We start from the raw sequence: 12,325 nt of genomic DNA, 5'->3' as shown, positions 1-12,325 counted from the left end.
AGCCGCGCGCAGGCCGCCTCGATCTCGGCCATCGCGCCGAACAAGGTCTCGAGTTGCGCCGAGGTCGCGTTGGCGACGGTCGCGCCGCGCCGCGGCCTGGATTCGATCAGGCCGGTCGACGACAATTGTCGCAGCGCTTCGCGAACCGGCGTGCGCGACACTCCGAAACGCTCCGCCAGCATAGCTTCGTCGAGGCGCTGGCCGGGCGTGAATTCGCCCGAAAGCACGCAGGCGGCGATCTCTTCGGCGAGACGCTCGGCGCGGGTCGAAATCTCAGGCTCCGACGACTTCACCAATTCTTCCCGGTTGATTCGACGCCCAGTCCTTGGGCAGGATTAGCACGACAAATCAGCATACAAAACTAGATTATGTGCATGCAATGTGACGGAATTGCATACATAAATTGTCTTGCGCATGCAAATACGGCGAGGTCTTCCGATGCCTCCATCCGTCGCCCGCCTCGAACAGGCTCAGCCGCCAAAGGCGCTCGCGCTTGTCACGGCGCGCGCTCGTCACGCGCCCCGCCGCGGCGCCGGCGGCTCGCATCCGATCAAGGAGAGCGGCGATGGCGAATAAGGTCATCGAACTCGCGGCCGAACCCTATCCGTTCGCGTTCGATCCCGGGCGCTGCGCCTTGCTCATCATCGACATGCAGCGCGACTTCCTCGAGCCTGGCGGCTTCGGCGAGATGCTCGGCAACGACGTGTCGCAATTGCGGCGGACGATCGAGCCGAACCGCCGCCTGCTCGCGGCCTGGCGCGCCGCCGGCCTTCCCGTTCTCCATACGCGCGAAGGCCACCGGCCCGACCTGTTCGATCTGCCGCCGGCCAAGAAGGCGCGCGGCCGCAGCGCGACCTCAATCGGCGACCCCGGACCGATGGGCCGCATCCTCGTGCGCGGCGAGCCCGGCCACGACATCATCGCCGAGCTCTATCCCGAGCCGGGCGAACCGGTGATCGACAAACCCGGCAAGGGCGCGTTCTTCGCCACCGACCTCCACGCCATTCTCGAACACCGCGGGATCAAGCAGCTCGTCGTCACCGGCGTGACGACCGAAGTCTGCGTCAACACCACGGTGCGCGAGGCCAACGACCGCGGCTACGACTGCCTCGTGCTCGAGGATTGCGTCGGCTCCTATTTTCCCGAGTTCCACGCCATGGGCCTGAAGATGATCAAGGCCCAGGGCGGAATCTTCGGCTGGGTGGGCGACTCCGAAACTCTGATCGGAGCCCTGGCGGGAGAGAAGCGCCTGATGAAAGCCTCGTAACGACAGGAGCGGAGCCATGCAGACCTCGGCAATGACAGCGCCGCGCAGCGAGCGCCTTTGGGTGCCCGGCGATTGGAACGCCTTCTTCGGATTCGGAACCAACATCCTGGTCAACGTCCTGGTGCTGACCGGGCTGCTGCGCTTCGTACTGAAGATGCCCGACGCGCTCGTCTTCGGCCGCATCCTTCCCGCCCTCGGCCTGATGCTGTTCCTCAGCACGGTCTATTACGCCTGGCTCGCCTATCGCGTCGCCAAGAAGACCGGCCGCACCGACGTCTGCGCTTTGCCCTCGGGCATCAGCGTGCCGCACATGTTCGTCGTGACCTTCGTCGTCATGCTGCCGATCCTGCTCAAGACCAACGATCCGGTGCAGGCGTGGGAAGCGGGCTTGACCTGGGTGTTCGTGCAGAGCTTCGTGCTGATGGCCGGCGGCTTCATCGCCCCGGTCGTGCGCCGCATCACGCCGCGCGCGGCGCTGCTCGGCTCGCTCGCCGGCATCTCGATCACCTTCATCTCGATGCGGCCCGGCCTGCTGGTGTTCGAGACGCCGCTGATCGGCATCGTCTGCCTCGCCATTATCCTGGCCAATTGGTTTGGCGGCGTGCGCTATTTCGGCGGCGTGCCGGGCGGCCTGGTCGCGATTGCGGTCGGGACGATCATCGCCTGGGGGTCGAACGCCTTCGGCCTCGGCTATGGGGGCTTAAGCGTGGTGTCGGTCGGCGACGCGGTGTCGCATTTCGGCTTCTCGTTCCCGATTCCGGCGGTCGACCACGTCTTTTCCGGCTTCAAGTACCTCGGCGTGATCCTGATCACCGCCATTCCCTTCGGCATCTACGACCTCGTCGAAGCGATGGATAACGTCGAGAGCGCGGCGGCGGCGGGCGATTCCTTCCCCACCACGCAAGTGCTGACCGCCGACGGAATCATCAGCCTGATCGGTTGCCTGCTCGGCAACCCATTCATCAACGCCGTCTACATCGGCCATCCGGGCTGGAAGGCGATGGGCGGGCGCATCGGCTATTCCGCCGCGACCGGCGTGATGGTGCTCATCCTGTCGTGGTTCGGCGTCGTCGCGCTGATGAGCGCGCTGATCCCGGTCGTCGCGATCCTGCCGATCCTGCTCTACATCGGCATGCTGATCGGTTCGCAGGCGTTCCAGGAGACGCCGAGAGCCCACGCGCCGGCGATCATCCTGGCGATGATCCCGCAGATCGCCGCCTGGGGCAAAACCATGATCGACGGCGCGCTCGGCGCGGCGGGCACCAACGCGGCGGCGGTCGGCTTCGACAAGCTCGGCAACGCCGGCGTGCTCTATCACGGCCTGGCGACGCTCGGCGGCGGCGCGACGCTGGCCGGCATCATTCTCGGCGCGGTGACGGTCTTCATCATCGAGCGCCAGCTCGACAAGGCGGGATGGTTCGCGCTCGCCGGCGCGATCCTGACTTTCTTCGGCTTCATCCACGGCGAGGAGATCGGCTTCGCGCAGTCGCCGGTGGTGGCGATCGGCTATCTCGCCGTCTCGGCGATGCTGTTCGGCTTCGCCCGCTTCGCCGAAGTGGCGCCGGCCGAACCGAGCGTCATGCACGGCGAAGGCGCGACGGCGGCGCAGCCGGCGGAATAGCCTCTCCCCGCCGGCCGACCGCTCGACGGCGGGCGCCCTGGGGGCGCGGCGCCCGCCGTCCCCGCATTTATGAAGAGCGCGCGGCGCGGATCGCGCGCTCCTCGCCCCGTCAGGCCGCGCCGGCGACGGGAAAATCGGCGCCGAGGCTGGTCGTCTCCCAAGTGTCGAGTTCGCGCAGCATGTCCTTGAACTTCGCCCGCGCGATGTCGAGGCCGAAGCGGCCGAGCACGAGATGGCGCGGCGGATTGGGCGAGAGCAGCGCCGCGATCACCGCTTCGGCGGCGCGCGCCGGATCGCCCGCCTGCGAACCGCTGTAGCTGGCGATCTCGCGGCCGCGCTTGTGCGCCGTCGCTTCGTAATCGGCGATGTTCGCCGGCGCATGTTGCAGCGAGCGGCCGCCCCAATCGGTGCGGAACGGGCCGGGCTCGACCACCATCACCCGGATTCCGAGCGGCTCGACTTCCAGCGCCAGCGATTCCGACAAGCCGTTCACCGCGTGCTTGGTGGCGCAATAATAGCCGCCGGCTGGCGAACCGCGCAGGCCGCCGACCGAAGAAATGTTGACGATCCCGCCGCTGCGGCGTTTGCGCATGCCTGGCAGGACGGCGCGGATCAGCGCCGCCAGGCCGAAGACATTGGTCTCGAACTGGGCGCGGATCGCCGCGTCCTCGCCCTCCTCGACCGCGGCCATGTAGCCGTAGCCGGCGTTGTTGATCAGCACGTCGATGCGGCCGAAGGCGCGCTCGGCCTCATGAACCGCGGCGGCGATCGCGTCGGGATCGGCGACGTCGAGCTTCAGCGCGATCGCCTGACCCTGTTTGCCCTTGACGAGGTCGGCGATCGACTGCGGATCGCGAGCGGTGGCGACGACGCGGAAGCCGTGCGCCAAGGCGGCGCGGGCGAATTCGCGGCCCAATCCGGTCGAGCAGCCGGTGACGAACCAAACCGGCGCGTCGGATGCAGTCGTGGTCATGGCGGAAATCTCCTTGAAAGGGCGCGCCGCTGCGGCGCGTTTGGCGCGCGCTGCGCATGCGGGTCATTTAGGGCGAGGGCTGCAGTTTCGCCAGCAATTGCGAAACGATTGTGGCGACTGGGCGGAGCGCGGCGCCCTTGACGTCCTCGCCCCGACGCCTTAGATATCCGTTCACGATATGTTCCTGCCCGAGGCGACCCATGGCGGCCCAGGCTTCGAAGCTCGTCGACGATTCCCAGCGCGTGACCGTGGCGCGCCAGCTCGGTGCGCGGTTCGGCGACCGGCTGGTCGACGCGGACCGCCGCCGCGGCCGCGGCGCCGCGTCCAACCCGAGCGGCCGGCTGGAAGCCTTCCAGCGCGAGCCGATCGACGACGGCTGGACGGCGGACGAGGCGCCCGCGCCGCTCGCGACCGAAGTGACGGTCGAGCGGCCGCGCACGATCATTGCGCGCAACGATTCGCCCGACATCTCGTTCGACCAGTCGATCAACCCTTATCGCGGCTGCGAGCACGGCTGCTTCTATTGCTACGCGCGGCCGACCCACGCCTATCAGGGGCTGTCGGCCGGGCTCGACTTCGAGAGCCGGCTGTTCGTCAAGGACGGCGCGGCGGCGCTGCTCGAACGCGAACTCGCCAACCCGAAATACAAGCCGAAGGTGATTGCGCTCGGCGCCAACACCGACGCCTATCAGCCGATCGAACGCCAGTACCGGGTCACCCGCGCCGTGCTCGAAGTGCTGGCGAAGGCGCGCCACCCGGTCGGCATCGTCACCAAATCGAACCTGGTGCTGCGCGACCTCGACCTGCTCGCGCCGATGGCGGCCGACGGCCTGGTCAAGGTGTTCGTCTCGGTGACCACGGTCGATCGCGGGCTGGCGCGGCGGATGGAGCCGCGCGCGCCGACCCCGGAGCGCCGGCTCGAGGCGATCGAGAAGCTCGCCGCGGCGGGCGTGCCGGTCGGCGTCATGGCCGCGCCGATCATCCCGGCGGTCAACGACGGCGAGATCGAGACGATCCTGACCCGCGCCTATTCCGCCGGCGCGCGCGAAGCGGGCTATGTCGCGCTGCGGCTGCCGCTCGAGCTGCGCGAGAGCTTCCGCGAATGGCTGGCGGTCAACTTCCCCGACAAGCTCAAGCGCGCGATCACGCTGACCCAGTCGATGCACGGCGGCAAGGATTACGAGTCGCAGTGGGGCCGCCGCATGGCGGGCTCGGGCCCCTATGCGTGGATGATCGGCCGCCGCTTCGAAATCGCCGCCAAGCGCCTCGGTTATCGTGAGACGCCGCTGTCGCTGCGCAGCGACCTGTTCCGCGCGCCGGCGCCTGCCGAGGCGGGCGCGCCGCGGCAATTGTCGCTGTTCTGATTCGCCCCCGCGCCGATCAGCTCGCGGCGCGCAAGGCGGCCGAATTCTTCTGCCCTTCGCGCTTGCGCAGCTTCGCTTCGCGTTCGCCGACATAGTCGCGCGTGCGCGGCACGACGTCCTGGCGCTTGGCGAGCTGGATGTGGAACACCATGTGGCCGTAGACCCGGAAGGCGACTTCCGAGCCGACGAGATAGAACTCCCACATCCGACAGAAGCGCTCGTCGTAGATCGCCTTCACCTCGTCGCGATGGGCGAGGAAGCGGCGGCGCCATTCCTTGAGCGTGTCGGCGTAATGCAGCCGCAGAATCTCGATGTCGGTGACGTAGAGCCCCGAGCGCTCGATCGCCGCCATCGTCTCCGACACGCTGGGGATATAGCCGCCGGGGAAGATGTATTTCCGGATCCACGGGTTGGTGGCGCTCGGCCCTTCGCTGCGGCCGATCGAGTGCAGAACCATGACGCCGTCGTCCTTCAACTGGCGGCGGACGGTGGCGAAGAACTCGTCGTAGGCGTTGAGGCCGACATGCTCGAACATGCCCACCGAAACGATGCGGTCGAATTGCTCGCCGACGTCGCGATAGTCCTGCTTGCGAAACGCCACCCGGTCGCCGAGGCCCGACTCCGCGGCGCGGCGCGACGAGATCGCGAACTGCTCCTCCGACAGCGTCACGCCGAGGGCGCGCGCGCCGACGATCTGAGCGAAATAGAGCGCCATGCCGCCGAAGCCGCTGCCGATGTCGAGGACGCTCTGCCCCTCCTCGACCAGAAGCTTCGCCGCGAGGTGGCGCTTCTTGGCGAGCTGGGCCTCCTCGAGCGACTGGCCCTCGTGCTCGAAATAGGCGCAGGAATACTGCTGATCGGCGTCGAGGAAGAAGCCGTAGAGCCGGCGGTCGTGATCGTAGTGCCGCTCGACGTTGGTCTTGGCGCGCTTGCGATTGTTGCGCCGCTTGAATCGATTGAGCTGGGCGCGCACCTTTTCGAGCAGCTTCATCCAAGGCGACTGGCTGAACGCAATCAAGTTCTCGGCGGCGAGGGCGACGAATTCGTAGAGGTCGCCTTCGACGAGCTCGAGGCGGCCGTCCATATAGAGTTCGCCGAGCGCCAACTCGGGATTCAGCAGGAGTTCGCGCTCCGCGGCGCGATTGGCGATGCGGATGGCGATCTTCGGCCCGGCGCCGTCGCCAAATCGACGCTTGGCGCCATCGCAGGTCTCGACCTCGAGATCGCCATGACGCATCAGCTTATCTACGAACAGCGCAAGAAACCGGTTCATTGCCCACCCCTCGGCGTTGCGAACTTCGCCGCCGAAGGCACGCGAAGCCGCCGATCGAAAGGGTAAGTCTACGCCCGGGCGCGGATAAAATTCAATATTGCCGGAATCTCTCCGCCTTTCCGCCGCAGCCCCAAACCGCCGCGCATTGACAAGGCTGGCCAGGGCGCCTATTTCAGCGGCCGATCTGTCCCGCGGCGCGGAAAAGGACGCCAAGCCGTCCGTTTCCGCGCTTTTGTCGTCGCCGCCTCGTTCGCCCGACGGCTCCGGGCGCGAGGGAAAGCTGGCCGTCGCCGCGCGGCGACGCGGCCGCTAGGGACGGCGCGGCATTTGGCGCGCTCTGAAAGGTCGAAGATGCTCGACACGGTGCTCAAGAGAATGTTCGGCTCCGCCAACGACCGGCGGCTGAAGGGCTACCGGCCGAAGATCGCCGAGATCAATGCGCTCGAGTCCCAATTCGCCGCGCTGACCGACGAGCAATTGCGCGCCAAGACCGACGAATTCCGCGCCGAACTCGCCGCCGGCAAGACCGTCGACGACCTCCTCGCCCCGGCCTTCGCGGTGGTGCGCGAAGCGGCCAAGCGCACGCTCAAGCAGCGCCACTTCGACGTCCAGCTGATCGGCGGCATGGTGCTGCACGAGGGCTCGATCGCCGAGATGCGCACCGGCGAAGGCAAGACGCTGGTGGCGACGCTGGCCGTCTATCTCAACGCGCTCGCCGGCCAGGGCGTGCACGTCGTCACCGTCAACGATTACCTCGCCCGCCGCGACTCCGAGTGGATGGGCCAGATCTACACGTTCCTCGGCATGACCGTCGGCGTCATCGTCAACGGCCTCGACGACGCGCAGCGCCACCAGGCCTACGCCGCCGACATCACCTACGGCACCAATAACGAGTTCGGGTTCGACTATCTGCGCGACAATATGAAATACGACATGGCGCAGATGGTGCAGCGCGGCCATGCCTACGCCATCGTCGACGAAGTCGACTCGATCCTGGTCGACGAGGCGCGCACGCCGCTGATCATCTCCGGCCCTTCGGAAGACCGCTCCGGCCTCTATGTGAGCGTCGACGCGTTGATCCCGAGCCTGGCGCGCGAAGATTACGACATCGACGAGAAGCAGCGCACGGTGAGCCTGACCGAGGCCGGCAACGAGCACGTCGAGGCGCTGCTGCGCGGCGCCGGGGTGATGAAGGAAGGCTTCCTCTACGAAGCCGCCAACGCCACTCTCGTTCACCACGTCAATCAGGCGTTGCGCGCCCACAAGCTGTTTCAGCTCGACAAAGACTACATCGTCCGCAACGGCGAAGTCGTCATCGTCGACGAGTTCACCGGCCGCATGATGCCCGGCCGCCGCTATTCGGAAGGCCTGCACCAGGCGCTCGAGGCCAAGGAGCGCGTCACCGTCCAGCCCGAGAACGTCACCCTCGCCTCGATCACGTTCCAGAACTATTTCCGCCTCTACAAGAAGCTCGCCGGCATGACCGGCACCGCAGCGACCGAGGCCGACGAGTTCGCCGAGATCTACAAACTGGTCGTGGTCGAGATTCCGACCAACATGCCGGTCGACCGCCTCGACGAGGACGACGAGGTCTATCGCACCAACGACGAGAAGCTGCGCGCGGTGGTGCGCGAGATCGAGGACGCCAACGCCAAGATGCAGCCGATGCTGGTCGGCACGACTTCGATCGAGAAGTCGGAGCATTTGGCCGAGGTGCTCGAACGCCGCGGCTACAAGAAGATCGACTTCGCCGGGCCCAACGCGATGACCGCCCTCTACGCGGCGGCGCGGGTCGGCAAGCCGTCGAAGAACTTCGCCGTCCTCAACGCCCGTCACCATGAGCAGGAAGCGTTCATCGTCGCCGAAGCCGGCGTTCCCGGCGCGATCACCATCGCCACCAACATGGCCGGCCGCGGCACCGACATCCAGCTCGGCGGCAACGTCGAGATGCGCGTCAAGCAGGAACTCGACCCGGCGGCGACGCAAGAGGAGCGCGACGCCAAGGAGGCGGCGATCCGCGCCGAGGTCGAGGTCTTCAAGCAGAAGGCGATCGAGGCCGGCGGTCTCTACATCATGGGCACCGAGCGGCATGAGAGCCGCCGCATCGACAACCAGCTGCGCGGCCGAGCGGGCCGCCAGGGCGACCCCGGCCGCTCCAAGTTCTACCTGTCGCTGCAGGACGACCTGATGCGCATCTTCGGCTCCGAGCGCATGGACGCGATGCTGAAGCGGCTGGGCTTGAAGGACGACGAGGCGATCGTCCACCCGTGGATCAACAAGGCGCTGGAGAAGGCGCAGCAGAAGGTCGAAGCGCGCAACTTCGACATCCGCAAGAACATTCTCAAGTTCGACAACGTGATGAACGACCAGCGCAAGGTCATCTTCGAGGACCGGCGCAAGATGATGGCGCAGGAGTCGCTCGAGCCGACCATCGCCGACATGCGCGCCGACATCGTCGACGATCTCGTCACTCGCCACATTCCGCCCGACGCCTATCCGGAGGCATGGGACGTCGCCGGCCTCAAGGAAGAGGTGGTCGCCAAGCTCAACCTCGACCTGCCGGTCGACGACTGGGCGAAGGAAGAGGGCATCGCCGACGAAGAGATGGCCGAGCGGCTGCTCAAGGCCGCCGACGAGGCCTACGCCGAGCGCGTGGAGCGCAACACGCCGGAGGCGATGCGCTACGTCGAGAAGCAGGTGATCCTGCAGTCGCTCGACCACCTCTGGCGCGAACACCTCGTCACCCTCGATCACCTTCGCCAGGTCATCGGCTGGCGCGGCATGGCGCAGCGCGACCCGCTCAACGAGTACAAATCGGAAGCGTTCGAGCTGTTCCAGAAGCTGATCGTGCAGTGGCACGAGGCGGTCACCGCACAGATGATGCGGATCGAAGTTCGGTTTCAGGCCCCGGCGCCTGAGCCGCCGCCGCCGATGCAGTTCCAGCATCTCGACGCGAGCGGCGGGGAGAACGAGGCGCCGCTCGGCGCGCTCGCCGAACCGATCGACGGCAATCCATTCTCGGGCGTCGCGGTCGCCGCCACCGCGTCGGCGACGGCGTTCGCCGGCGTCGCCGAGCGCGACCCCAACAATCCTGCGACCTGGGGCAAGATCGGCCGCAACGAGCCCTGCCCTTGCGGTTCGGGCAAGAAGTTCAAGCATTGCCACGGACAGTTGGTCTGACGTCGATTGGACCGACGACAAGCCGGGCGACGGCGCTCGCCGTCCTCGCCGAGGCATTCGCCGGCGTCGTCGACGCGCCGGCGCGCGAAGCGGCGCTGGTCCTGCGCGCCGCCGGCCTCAAGCCGACCGACCTGATCGCCGAACCTGACGCGCCGCTCGGCGCGGCCGCAGCTGACGCCCAGCGCTACGCGGCGCGGCGCGCGGCCGGCGAGCCGCTGTCGCGCATTGCGGGCGAGCGCGAATTCTGGGGCCTGACGTTCGCCCTCTCGCCCGAAACGCTCGACCCGCGCCCGGAAACGGAAACGATCGTCGAAGCGGCGCTCGCCGCCTTCGCCGCGCGCCGCGGCGAAGCCCTGCGCGTCATCGAATTCGGCGTCGGCTCGGGCGCGCTGCTCGCGGCGTTGCTGACCGAGCTGCCGGCCGCGCATGGACTTGGCGTCGATCTCAGCCCCGGCGCGGCGGCGCAGGCGCGCGCCAATCTCGAGTCGCTCGGCCTCGTCGCGCGGAGCGAGATCCGCGTCGGCGACTGGGGCGACGGCCTCGAAGGCCCGTTCGATCTGATCGTCGCCAACCCGCCGTACATTCCCAGCGGCGACATCGCCGGCCTGGCGCGCGAAGTCAGGGACCACGACCCGCGTCTCGCGCTCGACGGCGGCGCGGACGGGCTCGACGCCTACCGCGCGCTGGCGCCGGAGATCGCCCGGCTGCTCGCGCCGACGGGCAGGTTCTTTCTCGAAGTCGGCGCCGGCCAGGCCCAAGCGGTGGCGGGGCTCGCCGCCGCGGCGGGGTTGGTCGATCTCGCGACGCATCGCGATCTCGCCGGAATCGAGCGCGTCGTGTCGGGCGGCCGCGCGCCCTAGGCGCGCGACGCTTGCCTCGCCGCCGCGCGCGCTGCACATTCGCCGCCGTCACGCGATTCGAGCCAAGCGCCCCATGTCGACCGTCGAAACCGCCCAGGACCAGCCGCACGGCGAACTCACCGTCCGTCTCGTCGCCATGCCGTCCGACACCAACGCCAACGGCGACATCTTCGGCGGCTGGGTGTTGAGCCAGATGGACCTGGCCTGCGGCATCGCCGCCTCCGAGCGCGCGAAAGGACGGGTAGCGACGATCGCGGTCGACGCGATGACCTTCATCCGCCCGGTCAAGGTCGGCGACGTGCTGTGCGTCTACACCAGCCTCGATCATGTCGGCCGCACCTCGATGAAGATCCACGTCGAGGCCTGGGCGCGCCGCTTCCACACGCATGAGCGCGAGAAGGTCACCGACGCCCACTTCACCTTCGTCGCCATCGACGAGAGCGGCCGGCCGCGGCCCGTGCCGCCGGAGAGCTAGAGCGGGTTGGAATTGATCGGAATCGCCCGTTGCGTCATGGCCGGGCTTGACCCGGCCATCCAAGCGGCGACGCTCCGCGCAAAAGGCCGCCGCAGCAGCGCCATTTCGACCCTTCGACCGACACTGTCTGGATGGCCGGGTCAAGCCCGGACATGACGGCGGAGTGTGGCTCAACCCAAAAGCAACATGCTCGAGAGCGCTCGCCGTTTTGCTCGCCTCGTCTTGAAGCGCCGCGAAGCGGCCTCGAAGGACGCGGGTTCAGGCGAGTCTCGACGGACGTCCGCCGCTCAGGGCGAGGCGTGGGCGAAGATATCCATCGCGGCGAAGCCGGCGAGGTCGAGCCGCGCCCGCTCGGGCAGATAGGCGAAAGCGGCGCGGGCCAGCCCGTCGCGGCCCTCGCGCTTCAGCATCGCGTCGAGCTTCTCGCGCAGCGCGTGGAGATGCAGCACGTCTGAGGCGGCGTAGGCGAGCTGCGCCTCGCTGAGCGTCTCCGCGCCCCAGTCGGAGGATTGCTGCTGCTTGGAGATCTCAACGCCGAGCAGTTCGCGCGTCAGGTCCTTGAGGCCGTGACGATCGGTGTAGGTGCGCGCGAGCTTCGAGGCGATCTTGGTGCAATAGACCGGCGAGGCCATCACGCCGAAGGCGTGGCAGAGCATGGCGATGTCGAACCGACCGAAATGAAACAGCTTGAGCACTTTCGGATCGGCGAGCAGCTTCTCAAGATGGGGGGCGCGCTTCTGTCCGGGCGCCACCTGGACCAGATCGGCCGAGCCGTCGCCGCGCGACAGTTGCACCAGGCACAGCCGGTCGCGGCCGACTTCGAGGCCGAGCGTTTCGGTGTCGATGGCGACGGCGGGCCCGAGGTTGTGATCGGACGGCAGGTCGCCGGCGTGGAGGCGGATCGTCATGGCGCTCGGCGCTCCGCCGCCCGATTCGTCGCCTTGAGTCGCAACACGTTGATATATTGCATGTTTTTAGCTCGCGCGCCTTTCCGCATGCTTAGCAGGCGCCTCTTGGAGCGTCAAGCAAACCGCGGGCGAAGGCGGTGGGCCAGTTTGAGTTTCCGGACTTGGCCGATAGCGGACGGGAGGCCGTCGCCCCATCTCACGCGGGACGACGCCTGAGGACGGGCTGAGATGACGAGACAGCCAGCCCATAATCCGTTGAGGATCGGAGCGCGCCCGTCGCTCAGCTCGACTTTGCCCATTTACGCGGCGTAGCAGAGCGTCTCGGTGAGTCTTTTCCAGAGGGTGGTCGGAATTTCCACGCGATCCGGGTCGAGCCGGGACATTGATAAATTCGGCGCGCTCCA

10 protein-coding genes are annotated in these 12,325 nt (G+C 67.6%); 6 read left to right on the top strand and 4 right to left on the bottom strand.

Translation table 11 applies throughout. The features are described from left to right. Positions 1-293: GntR family transcriptional regulator (locus tag ABSF49_RS15895; protein WP_424113630.1), on the bottom strand; the 293-nt coding region annotated here is incomplete at its 3' end. A gap of 272 nt (positions 294-565) precedes the next feature. Here ABSF49_RS15895 and ABSF49_RS15890 point away from each other — a divergent pair. Further along, a complete protein-coding gene (locus ABSF49_RS15890; RefSeq protein WP_424113629.1) occupies positions 566-1,267 on the top strand; it encodes a cysteine hydrolase family protein in 702 nt (233 codons plus the stop codon). 16 nt (positions 1,268-1,283) lie between these two features. Then, positions 1,284-2,888: a regulator gene (locus ABSF49_RS15885; RefSeq protein WP_424113628.1), complete on the top strand. Its 1,605-nt coding sequence runs from the start codon at positions 1,284-1,286 to the stop codon at positions 2,886-2,888. Between the two features lie 109 nt (positions 2,889-2,997). Here the strand turns inward: ABSF49_RS15885 and ABSF49_RS15880 are convergent, their stop codons facing one another. After that, a complete protein-coding gene (locus ABSF49_RS15880) occupies positions 2,998-3,861 on the bottom strand; it encodes an oxidoreductase (protein ID WP_424113627.1) in 864 nt (287 codons plus the stop codon). Between the two features lie 200 nt (positions 3,862-4,061). On the opposite strand from ABSF49_RS15880, the gene ABSF49_RS15875 reads away from it, so the two are divergent. Then, positions 4,062-5,225, top strand: coding sequence for a PA0069 family radical SAM protein (locus ABSF49_RS15875; protein ID WP_424113626.1), 1,164 nt, complete (start codon positions 4,062-4,064; stop codon positions 5,223-5,225). 16 nt (positions 5,226-5,241) lie between these two features. On the opposite strand, the gene ABSF49_RS15870 is transcribed toward ABSF49_RS15875, so the two are convergent. Next, positions 5,242-6,498, bottom strand: coding sequence for a cyclopropane fatty acid synthase (locus ABSF49_RS15870; protein ID WP_424113625.1), 1,257 nt, complete (start codon positions 6,496-6,498; stop codon positions 5,242-5,244). 351 nt (positions 6,499-6,849) lie between these two features. On the opposite strand from ABSF49_RS15870, the gene secA reads away from it, so the two are divergent. The 3 genes from secA (at position 6,850) to ABSF49_RS15855 (ending at position 11,013) form a co-directional block, all read left to right on the top strand. Next, on the top strand, positions 6,850-9,678 hold the full coding sequence (gene secA, locus ABSF49_RS15865; protein ID WP_424113624.1) for a preprotein translocase subunit SecA: 2,829 nt from the start codon (positions 6,850-6,852) through the stop codon (positions 9,676-9,678). Next, the gene (gene prmC / locus ABSF49_RS15860; protein WP_424113623.1) at positions 9,657-10,538 is read left to right on the top strand and encodes a peptide chain release factor N(5)-glutamine methyltransferase; all 882 of its coding nucleotides are present in this window, start codon (positions 9,657-9,659) and stop codon (positions 10,536-10,538) included. The genes secA and prmC overlap by 22 nt, the downstream gene beginning before the upstream one ends. Before the next feature lie 73 nt (positions 10,539-10,611). Further along, complete coding sequence (locus ABSF49_RS15855; RefSeq protein ID WP_424113622.1) at positions 10,612-11,013, top strand: acyl-CoA thioesterase; 402 nt, start codon at positions 10,612-10,614, stop codon at positions 11,011-11,013. A 287-nt stretch (positions 11,014-11,300) separates the two neighbouring features. Here the strand turns inward: ABSF49_RS15855 and ABSF49_RS15850 are convergent, their stop codons facing one another. Continuing rightward, positions 11,301-11,921, bottom strand: a complete 621-nt coding sequence (locus ABSF49_RS15850) for a ribonuclease H-like domain-containing protein (RefSeq protein WP_424113621.1) — start codon at positions 11,919-11,921, stop codon at positions 11,301-11,303. Between the last annotated feature and the right edge of the window lie 404 nt (positions 11,922-12,325).

It is taken from the genome of Roseiarcus sp., assembly GCF_049514155.1.
In the GTDB taxonomy this organism is placed as follows: Bacteria; Pseudomonadota; Alphaproteobacteria; order Rhizobiales; family Beijerinckiaceae; genus Roseiarcus.
This window is presented reverse-complemented; position numbering and strand designations above follow the sequence as displayed.